Below are 17,039 nucleotides of genomic sequence, written 5' to 3'. Positions count from 1 at the left end.
TTGAATCCCAAAAAGCTGAAAATTATCATTCCATTTTTGAAGGTGATATTTATTTGTTTTTCTCAATTTTTGGGGATAGATTAAAAAGCAAGTTTGTACAGCAATGCAGACATAGCTCTATCACATGGATTGTGAACCCATCGGCGCGAGTTATTATGTGTTGGTAATATGAACCCAAATAAAAGCTAATTTTTTTGATTTACCAGAATCCCACTCTAAACACGTTGTTTAGAGTGGTTCTTTTTTTGTGCGGGATTTATTATATCGAAGTTAATTTAAACAAATTTTAAATAACCCCGTTATTTAAATTAACGAGGTTATTCATTTTTACTCTTATTTATTTTATTTTTAGTGCGACTAGTTGCTTAATATCACTCGGGCATGGTGAGGCTGAACGGGTCGGTTGTTGTGTCCCATCACTTGCATCAGTGATTGATCCTGCTGCGCAGAGAGCACCTGCGGTTGTTTAAGTACAAACCAACGTACCCCTTCGCTGCACGGTGGTGTGGTCAGCGATCCATTAAATCGATAATAATCATTCAGTCGTGGTATCAAATCGTTGACTGGAAATGCGTTACTCAACAGCTGGGACTGACCTTTTTTCGGTAATGTCTGAGTCAGTTGACTTAGTGCGGAATTCTCTTTACCAACCTCAAACATCACGGCTAGCACCGCCAGATTGCCCTCGGCATCCGCGTTAACAAAATGTGCTTCCAGCGGGTATTGGTGCCCCTTAATCAGGTTCTCTGACGGAGTGTGAAAATGAAACTGCTGCAACGTGAAGGTTTTACCATCCACGCTCAGCGTATTGTTGCCACTGACGCTGGCCTGCAACGTGTGGCCATTATTGGTCAGAGAGGTCACCACACCGGCATAATGCACAGCTAAAGGCGCCAGTTGTGCCTCAACGGCGTCATCAATATTAACCGGGCTCTGGTTCACACCAGCAGCGCACACCGGAGATACTGCTCCCCAATGCTCAGGCCCGTGAGCGCCTTCGTACCCCCATTCAGACGCGTGTACATTTGCCGCGCACAGTGCGCTTACTGACATTGCCAACCATAATTTTTTCATCATTTTTCCTTGAAGTTGTATGTTTGCACTCGATACTCAGCTCACCGTCATAGTGAACGCTGCATAGTAATGACCCTTTTCAATCTGGGTGTATGCTGAAAAATTAGATTGATGCCGGAAATTGGAAGGGTGTTCTCAATGCGCGCACAAGCCAAGCATGATGAGTACGCCTAATTTCCTTAACCACCTGTTTTATCAGTAGAATACGTGCTACACGCATAAAAAAGGCAGTGCCGGAGCACTGCCTGAGTTCACTTCCTTGTGGGACTTAATCTGGTTACTGAGCCTGATTCTCGGCGATGGTTTGGGCGCTGCGCTCGAAGGTCATCGCTAGGCGCTCAAACATCCCTTCCACCACTTCAAACTGGCCTTTCGGGAGATTCGCTTCACGCAGCGCTTGCAACAGTGCATCACTGACTTGGCTGAACCGACGTGTCGTTTTGCCTTTAGAACAGAGGAAGAAGGCATCCGCCAGCGCCTGCTGCCAATCATCAAGCGTTGTTTCCACCTTGCTGCTTTTCACCCCCGAAATTAAACGGCGCAAACGAATCGACACATGCCCCAGATTGAGACCCGTCAACGCTAAATCCGTGATGTCACGCGTGCGACTGGCCATGCTTTTGTCGTAGGTAGCAATGCGCAGCAAGCGGTCCCCCATTCGGGCGTTAAACCAGTGATCCGGCGCAGGATGGGACATGAGCTCTCGCAAATCCTTTTGCGTTGCGCGCATCAGGCGGTGCTGCATCAACTGCAGCCCAGGGCCAGTAATCATCTTGAACATCCAGTACAGCACCGTCACGCCGACAAAAATCGACAGCGCATTGCTGAGCGTGGAATCAATCGAAAACGAACGCGTCATGTTGTTGCTTGGGCTGATCAAGATGGTAAACGGAATGCAAAAGCCAAGGCCGTATGGCAGGGTCGGACGGTTCGCCAGCGCCAGCAAACCAAAGAAATACGGACCAGCGAGAATCATCACCAGCAGCTCATAATCTCCACTACTTTGCGCCAGCAAACCAAGGCCATAAAAAATCGCCACAGGGACCGCGATCATCACCCCAAGTAGCAGGCGTTGTAGCACTATCATCAATATGGTGAGCGGTAAGCGCGCCATCATGATGGAGAAGGTCACCGGCAGGATCATCATCATCAGCGCCGCACTCGAGCCCGTTCCGACCCACACGCCAGCGCCCACAGAAAAGACCACCATGGTGCGCAGGCCAGTCGTCAATCCCACCAGCGGGTCTTTGTAGGGCTTAAGATTCGGTGCATTGAGCAAGACCGGCTCTTTACTGATCAGTGCGTTATACCCTTTCAGGATCATCACCAGATCGGCACTCAGTTCCAGCGAGACTTTCATCAACCGGGATTGTAACGGCGTGAGGTCGACAGCCTGATTGCTGTACACCAACTGACGGCGGCGCAGTGTCTGAGCCAGTTTGTAGCACGCTTCATAATCCGTCGTGGCCTGCATGCGCCTGAAGCTTTCGCCCATTTCTGCCATCATCTGCGCCAAATCATCGCCGATCAGTTCCGAGTGTTTGCGTTGCAGACGACCAAAAATCTGAATCACCGCAAGCAGCGACAGGGTCTTATTACAAATCAGGCTGGCGGCTTTACTCTGTCCCGGGCCTTCCGGACCTTCGTATACCACTGCGCTCAAGTCATCGCTCATCACCGCAATCGATTCCAGGATCGCATCAATGTGCTGATGCCGGTTTTCGTGGGATCCGTCTTTGTCTAATTCCAGACTCAGATAACTCAGCGTTTGGTTGATCACATTGCGCGCATGAGTGCGCAGGCCATCTTTTACTTCCATCGGGAAGATCAGTTTACTCACCAACGCCGCGCAGATAGCACCGACGATGATTTCGCTCACGCGCGCCTGAGCGACTTGAAAGATGGTCTGACTGCTGGCGGTCGACGGTGACACCATCACCAGCAACACAATCAGACAGGCGGTAATACCCGCCATCGCAAAAGCGTAAATGAAGTTAGTACGACGCACCATGGCGCCCATACCGGAGTTAAAACCCAGCCACAGCGCAAGCAAAGGCAGGGCAATTTCCGGATACGGTGCAAACCAGTTGAGAATGGCAATCCCGACGATACCCCCGATCAGAGTACCGACGATTTGGCACAAACCTTTTTCAATCACCAGACCGCCTTCCGGACGGATTTGCAAAAACACCGCCGACACCAGCGCCCAATAAGGACGATCCAGATTGAGGAACATAGCGATATACAGCGACAACGCCATCGCAATGACCCCTTTGATCGCAAACAGCACCGCCCGTTTATCCGGCATTAACAGGCTGTTGAGTAACACACCCATGGGCTTTACTCAGCTTCTTGCAGATAAATGGAGACCGTCATCCCGGCGCTGATGTTGATGCCTTCCGGCAGCGGATCCAGTTTGATATCGACCGGAATACGCTGTGCCAGTCGCACCCAGTTGAAAGTTTGTTGCACCTGAGGCAACAACTGCCCGTTGCTGCTGGTGTTGCTGTCGGCAATCGCTTTGCCGATGCTCACCACCGACCCCGTCAGCGGTTCACCGCCGCTCATCAGGCTAATCTTGGCTTTCTGCCCCACTTTGATCAGCGGCAGTTTGGTCTCTTCGAAATAGCCCGTCACGTAAAACGAATCTGTTTTGACCAGCGAAATCACCGAACTGCCCTGACTGACGTAGTTACCTTCACGCAAATTGAGGTTAATCAAGGTACCGTCGGCTGGCGCGTGAACCTGAGTGCGGTCGAGGTTGATTTGCGCGCTGTTCAGCTGAGCTTTAGCGATATCCAGACTCGCTTGTGCCAGTTCGGTATTGATGCGCGCGCTTTCCACTGTCTCTTCACTGATCAGTTTTTTATCGGTTAACTGCTGGCGGCGATGGTACTGATGGCGAGCCAAATCGAGTGAATATTGTTTATTTTCAACCTGCGCGGTCAACTCTTTGATTTTGGCCTGATAACGGGTGTCATCAACACTGAAAATCAAGTCGCCTTTCGTCACTGGTTGGTTATCTTTCACATTGAGTGTTTTCACCCAGCCGGAAACATCCGGCGCAATGGTGATCACTTCGGCGCGAATGCGTCCGTCGCGTGTCCAGGGAGAATAGAGGTAGTGGTTCCAGACCCAATGACCAGCAATGACGGCAATAATGACCACCGCCAGAGTCAGCGAGATTCGAAATAATTTTCCCATGCGCAACATTAACTCCCGAAAAAATGAACAACTACAGCCAGATAACAAACAAACAGCCCCACTTCGAACCAGGCAGCTTTCCACAGCAGATGGTAAACACCCGTTGTATGCAGCACGAAGCGGGTCAGACAGGAAAGAATGAACGCCATTGGCACAAACACCACCAACGGACTGAACAGTAAGCCTCCCAGTGCTAATTCTTCAAACATAACGAAATAATCTCAATGGGTTAGATTAGAAGTATAGAACAGCAGAAATCAGAATATGGAACGAAGAATGCGGAGTCAGCGGCGACGTGCAGCGTGGCAAGCAGAGCGGCGGGCTCTTTGCCTTAGCCGAAGTCTCTGCGTTGTGCAGCAAGCATCACGTAATGATGACTAAGGAATTTCAGGAAAGAGTCCGGCAACAAAAAGTAAGACGGTTGAGCGTAACTAAACTGACGGCTGGCGACTGTTTTTATTCTAAGTTTGGTCTTAGTTTGCGCCGGCGTTTCTTTCCGGACAAGCACCAATCAGGACGCACACTCGTGACGACAAAGAAAAAATCGTCACTCATCCGGTGACAAAAAAACCGGGCAGATCCCGGTTTTGTTCTTCATATCAGAAGCCTACGCGCTGCTCATCGTGCCAGATGCGTGTATTCAATAATGACCTGATTACCATCAATCAGAACACACTGAATTTCACCATCGACCGTGACGCGGTTTTGCAGGTGAACCAGATGCTCACCCGAGATGAACTTATTCTTCAGCGTCGGCAGCACGTTATGTGGCTCCACATGCAGCTGCTGACAAAACTTAGTAACAAACGCCATCGTCAGCGGTGCGTTGCCACGCAAAATGTTTGAAAACTCGACCTGACTGACCCCCAGTCTTTTGGTCATTTCCATCTGCGTCAGATGCATTTTTGCTTTTTGGGACATCCAAACATCGTACAGAGCAATACGATCCTCTGGGCCAAATTCCATTGTGTTTCCTCAATTCATCACCTAATGCTATGAAAATGACAAAAACCCATAAACCGTATGTCAATCGAAAGTGAGTTTCTGTCCAAGATTTCCCACAGTCCATGGTTATGGAAGCCAGATCGCCACCAATGTCATGCTCAGGTTGATGAAGAAACAGTCAGTCGACAACGCGATTGCGCAAGCAAAAAGGCCCGCAAAACGCGGGCCAGTCTTTACCTAACTCTCAGATTGCTATGCAAACAGGCTGGCGAACAAACGCTTCACCCAATCCATTGCCTGCTTGAACCAACTGCCGGTATCAACACTTTCCAGCGCAATCAACGGCGCTTCGCCCACTTTACGTTGGTCAATCTGATAAATCACTTTGCCGACCACGTCACCCTGCTCAATGGGTGCTTTAAGTTCACCGTCAAGTTCAATCATCCCGCTCAGCTGTGGCAGTTCGCCTTTCATCAAAGTCAGGTAGGTGGTTTGTGCGACCCCAATCGGCAGGTCATCTTTATTCCCCATCCAGACCCGCGCCGACTCAATGGTCTCGCCCGCTTTGTGCGGCGCAACCGTATCAAAGAAGCGGAATCCGTAACTCAGCAGTTGTTTACTGTCCGACTCCCGGCTCTTCATGCTGTTGGCTCCCATCACGGCGGAGATCAAGCGCATATTGCCGCTGGTTGCAGACGTCACCAAACTGTAGCCCGCACCGCTGGTATAACCGGTTTTCATGCCATCAACGTTCATACTCCGATCGCGCAATAGGCCATTGCGGTTGTACTGAGTAATACCGTTGTAGGTGAACGACGTTTCGCTGTAGATAGGATAGATGTCCGGCAAATCACGAATGATCGCTTGCGCCAGCTTCGCGATGTCGTAAGGCGTAGTGTAAAGGCCGTCGCTATCCAATCCATGAGGGTTGGTAAACGCGGTATTGCTCAGCCCTAAACGCTGCGCCCAGGAATTCATTAAATCGACAAACGCATTTTCAGAGCCCGCGACGTGTTCGGCAATCGCCACACTCGCGTCGTTGCCCGACTGCACAATCAGACCGCGATAGAGATCCATCATGTTGACGCTGGTGCCAACCTCAATAAACATTTTCGATGAATCGGGGAAATTCTTGGCCCACGCTTTCTGGCTGATGGTGACTTGATCGGTCGGTTTGATGTTGCCGCGTTTCATCTCCTGACCCGCGACATAAGAGGTCATCAGTTTGGTCAGGCTGGCCGGGTTCATTTTTTCATTGGCGTTGTGTTCCACCAATACCTGTCCGGTGTTGTAGTCAATCAGCACATAGCCTTTGGCCGACAATTGAGGTGGGTTGGGAACAACGACCGGCGCCGCGGTACTCATGGTAGGAAGTAAAGACATACAGGTCGCGGACAGCGCGACAATTAATCCAGTTTTTTTCATATCCCGCATCCAAGAATCACAGAGTGTAAACCCAAAAACTCCAAGTAGTGCGTTTTGCTCCTGTCTGGCTGACGACATAATGCCGATTCAGGCCAGCTCACAGCTTGAGTTCGCTCAGCTACTTGGGCGTGCCAGTATAGCGAAGCGGCGCAGTGCCACGCGTCATCTTTACTTACTCTTACAGAGGTGTAAATGATCGTAACAAGGCCATGAACGCAAGCAGCAAGCATGAGCCAATCTGGACACAAATTCAGCGCAATGAGCCAAAAACTGTGCTTTGCTTAACAAAAAACCGAGCCTTGTCGAGGCTCGGTTTGTCAGTAATCCACGAAAAAATCGTTACAAAACTTTCGCCAGGAACTGCTGCAAGCGTGGATGATCCGGACTGTCGAAGACCGCTTTCGGGTTGTCATCCACCAATAGCTTACCGTCTTCCATAAACAGCACTCGATCCGCCACTTCACGGGCAAAGCCCATTTCGTGAGTCACGATCACCATGGTCATGCCCTCTTTTGCCAGTCCTTTGATAACGTCCAGTACTTCACCCACCATTTCCGGGTCAAGCGCGGATGTCGGTTCATCAAACAGCATCAGATCCGGCTTCATCGCCAGCGCGCGGGCAATCGCCACACGTTGCTGCTGACCACCCGACAAGTGCGACGGAAAGTTATTCATGCGATCTTCCAGACCGACGCGCTTGATCAGTTGCTTGGCGTCCGCTTCCACTTCGGCTGTCGGACGCTTGGACACTTTCAGCGGTGCCAGCATCACGTTCTGTAGCGCAGTCATGTGTGGAAACAGGTTAAAACTCTGAAACACCATGCCGACGTTCTGGCGCAGTACGTTGATGTCTGTGGTTTTGGCGTACATATCGAAACCATCCACAATGATGGTGCCGGAAGAGATCTCTTCCAACTGGTTCAGCGTACGCAAAAACGTAGATTTTCCTGAGCCTGACGGGCCGATGATCACCACCACTTCGCCACGTTTAACCGTGGTTGAGACGGATTTCAGCGCATGACAGCCGTTTGGATAAAATTTGTCGACGTTGTTGGCGTACACCATATCGACGCCATTGTATTCACTAGTCACTGGCCGATAACCTCTTCTCTAAACGTTGAATAGCCCAAGACAGGGTACCGGTCACCAGCAAATAAAGCGCTGCGACGGTAAACCACACTTCAAACGGAGCAAAACTGCCACTCACCACTTCACGACCCGCTTTGGTCAGATCGGTGATCGAGATAACCGATACCAGTGACGAGTCTTTGATCAGGTTGATGAACTGACCAGCCAATGGCGGCAGTGTGCGTTTCAGCGCCTGAGGCAAAATGACGTAACGCATCGCTTTCGGATAAGTCATACCCAGCGAGCGCGCCGCTTCCATCTGCCCATTCGGAATCGCCTGAATACCCGCTCGGACGATTTCAGCCACGTACGCGCCAGTAAATACCGACAACGCGACAACGCCCGCGGTAAAGCGATCGAAATCCAGAACCGTACCGATAAAGAAGTAAACGATGAAGATTTGCACCAGTAGCGGTGTGCCACGTATCAATTCAACGTAGGTTAACGCCAGATTCCTTGCGGTCTGATTTTTGGCGACCCGCATCAGGCCAAAGACCAGGCCCAGCAAAACGGCAAAGATCAGAGAAATAAACGAGATTTCAATGGTTACCCAAAGGCCATGAGCAATCGGCCCGAACTTCCATTCATTGAGTTTGGCAATGGTGTCACCCTGAAATACCAGGTCACCCTCACCCACCATGAGTTGTGTGTAATTCTCGATAACTTGAGGCGAATTCTGCCCTTCAAGTGCAATGACTAATTGACCATCTTTGATCGATGCGGTGCCGTCACCCATTGCACGAATTTCCTGCATTTCGGTGTTAACAACGTATGGCCACAAACGATCCCAGTGCCAGTTGTAATTGATGCTGCGTCCGGAGAAATAAACCGCTCCCACCAGCAGCATCATGATCAGCACATAAATGGCGTGTCCGACCAATTTTGAGGATTTTGACTGCATCACTCAGATTCTCTTTATTCTTTTGAATGAACCGGGCAACGGGGCTGCCCGGTTATGACAGATCACTGCCTGACGATAAATGGCTTAGCTTACTGAACTTCTTTCAGCCAGCTGTCTGATTTGAACCACTTGTCGTAGATACGATCGTAAGTACCGTCGCCTTTGATTTGGCGTAGGTAGTTGTCCAGGAAGTTGAGGAAGTTAGGATCGTTTTGACGAATCGCCCAACCCAGCGGTTCATAGGTGAACGGTTCAGCCAAGTGAACCACCTTGCCTTCGTTTTGCGCGCTGTAGATGGCGTTGTATGGGAAGTCGTAAACAAACGCATCCGCTTTGCCGTTCACCACTTGCAGTACCGCGTCCACTTCAGTGTCGTACAGGTCAAGTTTGGCGTTTGGAACGTATTTCTTCGCCGCTTCTACACCCGTGGTGCCAAGTTTAGTCGCGATAGTGAATTTCGGATCGTTCAGATCTTTGTAGCTCTTCACTTTACCTTCCAGTTTTGGTGACAACACAACAGACTGGCCGATAACAATGTAAGGCGTTGCGAAGTTTACTTTCAGGTTACGTTCTGCGGTAACGGTCATGCCACCCATGATGATGTCACATTTGCCTGTCAACATAGCAGGAATGATGCCGTCCCACGCCGTGTTCACTGGCGTGAATTTCACGCCCATAGAACGGGCCATGTGTTTACCCAGATCGATATCGAAACCGATGTAACGGCCGTCTTTGGTCTTCATTTCAAACGGCATGTAGCCCGCATCGAAACAAACTTTTAATTCACCTGTGCTCAGAACGGTTTCTAACGCAGACTCAGATGCCATCGCTTGATTGGCACCAAGTAGTGAGCAAGCAATGGCCAGCCCGGCTGCAGTAGATTTAATGAAGTTTTTCATATTATCCCTTATGTAAGAATTGTTATTTTGTCGTTCGTCCAATGACAAATACGATGTTGTATTACTGCATGTCACGCAAACGCGATTGACATCAGATCCTTACAGATAATGCGATACAATATGGCAACATTTCAACAACTTTTCGAATTTATCACTAATACTTTAGAATAAATATGCAACCATTATCTGAGAGCCACTTCGAGATCCCGGATTAAATCTGTCGGTGATTCCAAGCCAATTGACAGCCTGACGATGCCCTGTCCGGCATCACGACAGAAATGTGCTTTTTGCTCCGGAGTAAATCGATAAGTCGATGCATCAAGATCATCGGTTCTCATCACCACCGCCAAACTACGTTGATGACCAATGGAAAAAGCGTAATAAAACATGGCCGATTCGTGCGCAAAACGCTGCTCAATCAAATCGATGTCATCTACCTGGAATGCAATAATGCCGCCAAAAAGATCCATTTGTTGCTGAGCCAGAGAAAATTGTGGGTGTGAGGTCAAACCGGGGTAAAGAACCCGTGCTACACGGGGATGATTTTCCAGCCACTGCGCTACTTGAAGCGCCGATTCGCACAAGGTTTTCATCCGCGGATACAGGGTTTCCATACCGCGCATAATGAGCCAAGCACTTTGCGCGGCCAGCGAAGCCCCAAGGTAAACGCCAGCCATCGCCCGTATCTTTTGGATCAATAACTTAGAACCCAGTACGCAGCCACCCAGCACATCACCATGACCATTAATGAACTTAGTCAGCGAATGAACCACAATGTCAGCGCCGAGGCTGAGTGGTCGGGTAATGACCGGGGTTGAGAAGGTGGAATCGGCGCACAGCAACACATCGTGCGCTTTAAGCAGTGTCGCCAATGCGGCAATATCCGTGAGTCGCAGCAACGGATTACACGGCGTTTCAATGTGCACCAGTTTTGTGCTTTTCCGCAGGGCGCGTTGCACATTATCAGTGCACGAGGTATTCACCACGGACACTTCGATGCCATACAGAGGCAGCACCTGAGTCGCAAACTCGTACACGCCTGCGTAGCAGACATCACTGATGATGAGATGATCGCCAGCGCGTAACAGGGACAGAAAAACCGCCGACATCGCCGCCATGCCTGTCGCCGTCGCCATGGCGTCTTCCGTCTGCTCCAGCACCGCCAAACGCTGCTCCAGCAGGCGCACCGTGGGATTCGTCCACCCCGCATAGAGATATGGCGCCTCCGTGATATCACCCACACCTTGAGCCGAGAACGCCCCTTGCGCCGGGTCAAACACATGATTCACCGACATCACAATATTGGGCGCAATCGCGGCGGTAGACGAGTCTGCCGCAATCATCGCATGAACAGCCTGCGTCTGTGGCGAGCAGGATTGGAAGCGGGAAACCTGAGCCTCATCTTTGTGCATAATTACGCAACTCCATTTGTTAAATTTTAACTTTACCTCTGGAACTATTGTGAATTTCAATCACTCACAAAAATCGGCTATCCTAGCCAGCAGAATGCAGAAACCCCGCGTTTTCACCCGCGATTTGCGGCTCAGCCGCGCAAGGATGAGTATGACCCCGACCCTAGATGCCTTTGACCACAAAATTCTTGAGCTGATGCAGCGTAACTGCCGTCTTGCCAGCGACCTGATTGCTGAGCAGGTCGGGTTGTCGCCGTCTGCGGTGCAGCGACGCATCAAACGACTGCGTGAAGAGGGTGTGATTCAGGCGGAGGTGGCGATTGTCGACCCGGCAGTAACGACGCACGCCATGACTTTTCTCGCCGGGCTGGAAATCGACCGGGATAACTATGCGGTGTTGAGCAAGTTTCGTCGCTGGGCGGAGCAGCAGAGCCACATTCAGCAGGTGTTTTATGTCACGGGCAGTGTCGACCTGATGCTGGTGATCACTGCCCCCAACACCAAAGCCTACGATGGCTTTATGGAAGAGATCATGGCGCTTTACCCGCAGATACGCCGCGTCACCACCAATGTGGTGCTCGATACGCCAAAGAGAAGCTTATACGTGCCGCTTAGCTAAATCTTGTCAGTGAGAAATAAACAGACATAAAAAAACCGAGGCGATGGCCTCGGTTTTCATATTCAGGTTGTATTTATTCGGCGGCTTTGTTCGACGCCCAAACATACAACAGTTCCAGTGCGATGGTCGCGCCAGCCAGTGACGTCAGATCGCTCTGGTCGTACGGCGGTGAGACTTCTACCACATCCATACCCACCATGTTGATGCCTTTCAGGCCGCGGATGATCTTCAGGATTTTGTCTGAAGTCAGACCGCCACACACTGGCGTACCTGTACCTGGGGCAAATGCAGGATCCAGACAGTCTATATCGAATGTCAGATAGACTGGCTTGTCACCCACGATGTGTTTGATTTGACCAACGATTTCGTCCACCGACATATCGTTCGCCTGCATCGCATTGATCACGTTAAAGCCATGACCTTCCTGCTTGTACTCGGTACGAATGCCGACTTGCACCGAGTGTTTTGGTGAAATCAGGCCTTCTTTCGGCGCATGGTAGAACATGGTGCCGTGGTCGTACGCACTGCCGTTCGCGTAAGTGTCCGTGTGCGCGTCAAAATGAATCAGCGCCATTTCACCGTGATGCTTCGCGTAAGCACGCAGGATTGGCAGAGTGATAAAATGGTCTCCGCCCAGAGCCAGCATGGTTTTACCGCTTTTCAGAATTTCATTCGTCGCTGCTTCCAGACGGTAAGTGAAATCTTCTGCGTCACCACAGTCAAACACCAAATCACCCGCATCAACCACGTTGATACGTTTGAACAGGTTAAAATCCCAAGGGAATTTTTTGCCTTCCCACGCCAGGTTCACCGACGCACGACGAATCGCGTCCGGGCCCATACGCGCACCAGGACGGCCTGATGTCGCCATGTCGAGTGGCACACCCAGCACCACCACATCGGCGTCAGTGTCAATCGGGTTGCGTTCGTAAGGACGACGCACAAACGTCATCGCATTTGAATACAGTGAATAATCAGTTTTAGTAAACAAATCATTCATTTAGAAATCCTCTAGATAGGTATAACCGCTCAAGCCCTGTTCCAGCTCTGCCAGAACGGTCTCTTGTTCCTCTGCCGCTACACGCTGGCTAACCAGCTGGCGGTAGTTGGTGCGAATCGCGTCCACATCAATATGTACGTAACGCATCATGTCTTCGACCGTATCACCTTCGTTAATGAAAGTAATATCGGATTCACCTTTATCTGTGACGTTCACCACGACGCTGTGCGTGTCGCCAAACAGGTTGTGCATGTCGCCCAGAATTTCCTGATACGCGCCGACTAGGAAGAAACCCATCAGGTATGGTTGATCGTTTGTCCACGCTGGTACTGGCAGCGTGGTTTCAATACCCTGACCTTCAACGTACTGCTCAACAGCGCCGTCTGAGTCACAAGTAATATCCAGCATGACTGCACGGCGGTCTTCCACCTTTTCCAGACCAGACAATGGCAGCACAGGGAACACCTGATCGATACCCCACGCATCCGGCAGCGACTGGAACAGCGAGAAGTTCACGAAGAACTTATCTGCCAGACGATCCTGCAACTCGTCCAGAATCGGACGGTGGAAGCGGTTCTTATTGCTCATTTTCAAACGCAGCTCGTGGTAAATACGCAGTGATAGCTGCTCGACCCACGCACGGTGCTGAAGGTTAATCACGCCAGTGGCAAACAGGCTGTGCGCTTCAGACAGATCGCTTTGCGTGTCGTTGTAAATCTCAATCAACGCGCGCGCATCGGTACCTTCACGCAGAGTTTCCCAACTGCGCCATATGTTCTGCATCAGCAGTGGTGCATCTTCCGCAGGCGCTTCGATCGCTTCTGGCGAGTACGCTTCGGCACCAATCACGTTGGTGATCAGCACAGCGTGGTGCGCAGTCAGCGAACGGCCAGATTCAGAAATAATGGTCGGCATTGGCTGACTGTACAGGTTACACATGTCGCCCACGGTGTTCACGATGTTGCGGGCGTATTCCAGCAGGCCATAGTTCATCGAGTTCGAAGACTGGCTGCGTGTGCCGTCGTAATCGACCGCCAGACCACCGCCCACATCGAAATATTGGATTTGAGCACCCAGTTCGCGCAGTTCACAGTAGAAACGTGCCGCTTCGTTCACGCCGTTACGCACGTCGCGAATGTTCGCCATTTGCGAACCCAGATGGAAATGCACCAGTTGCAGCGCGTCCAGCTGTTGTTCCGCTTTCAAACGTTCAATTACCGTCAGAACCTGCGCCGCCGCCAAGCCGAATTTCGACTTTTCGCCGCCGCTTGACTGCCATTTGCCCGCGCCTTGAGAGGCCAGACGAATACGCAGACCCAGACGCGGTTTCACGCCGAGGCTCTTCGCTTCTTTCAGCACCAGATCCAGCTCAGACAGCTTCTCCAGTACGATAAAGACTTTGTGACCCAGCTTTTCGCCGATCAGTGCCAAGCGCATGTATTCGCGGTCTTTGTAGCCGTTACATACGATCACTGAGCTCGCTTGCTGCGCCATCGCCAGCACCGCCAGAAGCTCTGGCTTACTGCCAGCTTCCAGACCCAGCTGTTTGGTTTCCAACTCAGCCTGGCTGGCCAGAATTTCGTCAACCACTTCTTTTTGCTGGTTTACTTTGATTGGGTAAACCAACAGATATTTGTTCGGGTAGTCATACTCTTCAATCGCCTGGTTGAAGGCATCACAGATGTTGTGCACACGTTGGTGCAGGATCTGCGGAAAACGTACAAGCACAGGCAAATTCAAATTACGCGCTTCAAGCTGCTTTACAATCGAACTGAGTTGCGTTGGGTGAGCACCGTCTTTTCTCGGTGACACATACACTTCACCGTGATCATCAATGCCGAAGAAGCCCTGGCTCCAGTAATGAACGTTGTAATCAGCGCGAACGCTGTCTAATTTGGATTGTTGTTCCACATCATATCTCGCAAGAACAAAGAGAATGTAGTGGCTCCGGGACCGAAACCACGCCTGACACCCTTGATGTCACGCGCTTTATCGGTGAAAACCCCGGGTGTGTCTAATGATAATAATTTGTCGTTAGGACAAGTGTTGGTTATCACACATAACTTTTCAAATTTCTGTGTAAACCATTCATTCTGTTTGTGAACCGCTGACCAAAAGATCGAATTTTTTGTTGCCGTATAAAGACTCAAAATCCGCTTCATCCGCAACCAAATCACGTAGCGACGGGCTGGTATCAATCGCACGCTGAATGTCCTCCAACGCCTGCTCTTCCGCCCCTAAGCGGGCATACGCACACGCGCGTTGGTACAGCGCCGGGCCATTGCTTTCATCCAGCTCCAACACTCGGTTACACAGGCTCATCGCCCAGTGGTACTCGCGGATTTCCATCGCCGCATCAGCTTTATAAGTCAACGCTTCCAAATCGCCCGGGCGAATTTTGAGAATTTCATCGTACACTTCGATGCGTTGATCCGCCGTTTGCACACTTTGGGCGCGCAGCCATAAGTTGTGAATTTCGTTGATGATTTCGATTTCGCGGTTGTTTTCGGTGATGATGCGTGTCTTGCGTTTCAGATCTCGCTCCAGCGCAACAAATTTCTTCTCATATTCCATCGCAATTTTGTTGAGCCGCTTGTCGGCCATTTCACGCGTGTTGTGTTTGACCTCGCGCAGCGATTGCCACCCCACCAGCGCAACCAACGACGCGACGCCAGCAATGATGTAGAAGAAATAGGTGACCGTCACGTTGGCGTAGTTCATCGATTTGTCCGCTACCGCAAGTTCACGGTCCGTGATCTGCACCGTGACTCTGCGCTCAAGGTCTTGTTGGTCCTGACGCAATGATTTCAATTCATCTAATATGTAGCGCTCCATCAAAGGGCGATCGAGCACCGCCGTTTCTGAATACGCCGGCGTTTTATCTGCGCCTTGCGATTCCGACGCCGCCCATACATTTGCCGCCACTATCGTCAGCAAACCTCCGACTACCAACCAAATTTTCTGCACGTATCACTCCTCTTTTGTCTCTTCTCAACGGCAACGTATTTCTAATTCGCCTTGCCATATTAAAACCAATACGAAACATTCTAACTCAAATTATATGTGGATTTTTTGCTATTTTTATTTTTCATTAAAATCAACAAATTAATCATAAATTCGCTATAGATAACGGTAATAGCAGCTTGATAATCGCCAGATTAATGTTTAGTGTACTATTAATATTTACAATTTATCGTCTCAACAATTAGACGACAACAAAGGATGTAAATGATGTCAACTATGCTTGAAGTGAAGAACCTCTTTAAAGTGTTTGGAGAGACACCCGAGGACGCCTTTACTCTCATCGAACAAGGGCTCAATAAAGATCAGATTTTTGAGCAAACCGGCCTGACCGTGGGGGTTAAAGACGTATCACTGTCGATCAACGAAGGGGAAATCTTCGTCATCATGGGTCTGTCCGGCTCAGGAAAATCGACTCTGGTGCGGCTGCTCAATCGTCTTATCGAGCCTACCCGAGGCAGCGTTCTGCTCAAAGGCAGCGATATCGCCCATATCTCCGATCACGAGCTGCGAGAAGTTCGTCGTCAAAACATTTCGATGGTGTTTCAGAACTTTGCGCTGATGCCGCACATGACCGTGATTGAAAACACTGCGTTTGGTCTGGAACTGGCTGGTGTGCCGGAAGCGCAACGTCATCAGGCGGCAAAAGCGGCGCTGGAGCGCGTTGGCCTTGATGCCTATTGCGAATCGTATCCGGACGAGTTGTCCGGCGGGATGAAACAGCGGGTCGGTCTGGCGCGTGCGCTGACTAACGATCCGGACATTTTGCTGATGGACGAGGCTTTCTCCGCCCTCGACCCGCTAATTCGAACCGAAATGCAGGATGAACTGATTCGTCTGCAAAATGACGACAAACGGACCATCGTGTTCATCTCCCACGATTTGGACGAAGCAATGCGCATCGGCGATCGGATTGCGATCATGCAAGATGGTGTGGTGGTTCAGGTCGGCACACCCGATGAAATCCTGCATCAGCCCGCCAATGACTACGTCAGCTCTTTCTTCCGTGGCGTGAATGTCGCCAGTGTGTTTTGCGCCAAAGACATTGCCCGCAAGAACCCCGCCGCCGTGTTCAAAAAGCACGACAACGACGGTCCGGCAGCCGCTATGCAAATGCTGCTCGATAACGACCGTGAGTTCGGCATCGTGGTGGATCGCGCCAACAAATACACCGGTATTGTCTCGCTCGAGTCACTCAAAGAGGCAAAACGCGAACAACGCTCCCTGAGTAGCGCTCTGCTGGCAGACACCGTCACCATCTCGCCCGACGTTTCGGTCGGAGATTTAATTGGCCAGGTCGCACAAGTGCCGTATTCCGTACCCGTCGTCGACGACGATGGACGCTACTACGGCGTGATCACTAAGACCCGCTTGTTACAAACACTCGATCGCGAATAACCACCGCTCAGAA

Annotated in this window: 15 protein-coding genes; 2 read left to right on the top strand and 13 right to left on the bottom strand. The window is 50.6% G+C overall.

The genetic code is table 11. From position 1 onward, the window contains the following. Nucleotides 1-357 precede the first annotated feature (357 nt). The 10 genes from LGV68_RS09060 to LGV68_RS09015 form a co-directional block, all read right to left on the bottom strand. Nucleotides 358-1,074, bottom strand: a complete 717-nt coding sequence (locus tag LGV68_RS09060; RefSeq protein WP_165881308.1) for a carbonic anhydrase — start codon at nucleotides 1,072-1,074, stop codon at nucleotides 358-360. A 277-nt stretch (nucleotides 1,075-1,351) separates the two neighbouring features. Beyond that, a complete protein-coding gene (locus LGV68_RS09055; RefSeq protein ID WP_203344090.1) occupies nucleotides 1,352-3,409 on the bottom strand; it encodes an FUSC family protein in 2,058 nt (685 codons plus the stop codon). 5 nt (nucleotides 3,410-3,414) lie between these two features. Then, nucleotides 3,415-4,278, bottom strand: a complete 864-nt coding sequence (locus LGV68_RS09050; protein WP_024375152.1) for an HlyD family secretion protein — start codon at nucleotides 4,276-4,278, stop codon at nucleotides 3,415-3,417. Between the two features lie 8 nt (nucleotides 4,279-4,286). Beyond that, nucleotides 4,287-4,487: a DUF1656 domain-containing protein gene (locus LGV68_RS09045; RefSeq protein ID WP_020329055.1), complete on the bottom strand. Its 201-nt coding sequence runs from the start codon at nucleotides 4,485-4,487 to the stop codon at nucleotides 4,287-4,289. Between the two features lie 409 nt (nucleotides 4,488-4,896). Further along, complete coding sequence (locus LGV68_RS09040) at nucleotides 4,897-5,244, bottom strand: helix-turn-helix transcriptional regulator (RefSeq protein ID WP_252536581.1); 348 nt, start codon at nucleotides 5,242-5,244, stop codon at nucleotides 4,897-4,899. A 231-nt stretch (nucleotides 5,245-5,475) separates the two neighbouring features. Further along, entirely contained in the window at nucleotides 5,476-6,648 is a 1,173-nt protein-coding gene (locus LGV68_RS09035; RefSeq protein WP_055452182.1) for a D-alanyl-D-alanine carboxypeptidase family protein, read from the bottom strand. Nucleotides 6,649-6,987: 339 nt separating this feature from the next. Then, a complete protein-coding gene (locus LGV68_RS09030) occupies nucleotides 6,988-7,713 on the bottom strand; it encodes an amino acid ABC transporter ATP-binding protein (RefSeq protein ID WP_020329052.1) in 726 nt (241 codons plus the stop codon). A gap of 19 nt (nucleotides 7,714-7,732) precedes the next feature. Beyond that, nucleotides 7,733-8,677: an amino acid ABC transporter permease gene (locus LGV68_RS09025; protein ID WP_252536745.1), complete on the bottom strand. Its 945-nt coding sequence runs from the start codon at nucleotides 8,675-8,677 to the stop codon at nucleotides 7,733-7,735. Between the two features lie 89 nt (nucleotides 8,678-8,766). Next, complete coding sequence (locus LGV68_RS09020; protein ID WP_252536579.1) at nucleotides 8,767-9,576, bottom strand: transporter substrate-binding domain-containing protein; 810 nt, start codon at nucleotides 9,574-9,576, stop codon at nucleotides 8,767-8,769. Between the two features lie 182 nt (nucleotides 9,577-9,758). Then, nucleotides 9,759-10,988 carry an aminotransferase class I/II-fold pyridoxal phosphate-dependent enzyme gene (locus LGV68_RS09015; protein WP_252536577.1) on the bottom strand — a complete coding sequence of 410 codons (1,230 nt, stop codon included), beginning with the start codon at nucleotides 10,986-10,988 and terminating at the stop codon, nucleotides 9,759-9,761. A gap of 151 nt (nucleotides 10,989-11,139) precedes the next feature. Between LGV68_RS09015 and LGV68_RS09010 the strand changes: the two genes are divergently transcribed. Further along, nucleotides 11,140-11,607 carry an Lrp/AsnC family transcriptional regulator gene (locus LGV68_RS09010; RefSeq protein WP_172566452.1) on the top strand — a complete coding sequence of 156 codons (468 nt, stop codon included), beginning with the start codon at nucleotides 11,140-11,142 and terminating at the stop codon, nucleotides 11,605-11,607. A 73-nt stretch (nucleotides 11,608-11,680) separates the two neighbouring features. On the opposite strand, the gene speB is transcribed toward LGV68_RS09010, so the two are convergent. The 3 genes from speB to LGV68_RS08995 form a co-directional block, all read right to left on the bottom strand. Then, complete coding sequence (gene speB, locus LGV68_RS09005; protein ID WP_020329047.1) at nucleotides 11,681-12,607, bottom strand: agmatinase; 927 nt, start codon at nucleotides 12,605-12,607, stop codon at nucleotides 11,681-11,683. Continuing rightward, the gene (speA, locus tag LGV68_RS09000; protein ID WP_185961624.1) at nucleotides 12,608-14,518 is read right to left on the bottom strand and encodes an arginine decarboxylase; all 1,911 of its coding nucleotides are present in this window, start codon (nucleotides 14,516-14,518) and stop codon (nucleotides 12,608-12,610) included. It lies immediately after the preceding gene. A 177-nt stretch (nucleotides 14,519-14,695) separates the two neighbouring features. Next, nucleotides 14,696-15,532 carry a hypothetical protein gene (locus tag LGV68_RS08995; protein WP_225869410.1) on the bottom strand — a complete coding sequence of 279 codons (837 nt, stop codon included), beginning with the start codon at nucleotides 15,530-15,532 and terminating at the stop codon, nucleotides 14,696-14,698. Between the two features lie 306 nt (nucleotides 15,533-15,838). On the opposite strand from LGV68_RS08995, the gene proV reads away from it, so the two are divergent. Then, the gene (proV, locus tag LGV68_RS08990; protein ID WP_055452186.1) at nucleotides 15,839-17,026 is read left to right on the top strand and encodes a glycine betaine/L-proline ABC transporter ATP-binding protein ProV; all 1,188 of its coding nucleotides are present in this window, start codon (nucleotides 15,839-15,841) and stop codon (nucleotides 17,024-17,026) included. Nucleotides 17,027-17,039: the final 13 nt, after the last annotated feature.

This window comes from Vibrio sp. LQ2, assembly GCF_023920125.1.
GTDB lineage: Bacteria > Pseudomonadota > Gammaproteobacteria > Enterobacterales > Vibrionaceae > Vibrio > Vibrio fluvialis.
This window is presented reverse-complemented; position numbering and strand designations above follow the sequence as displayed.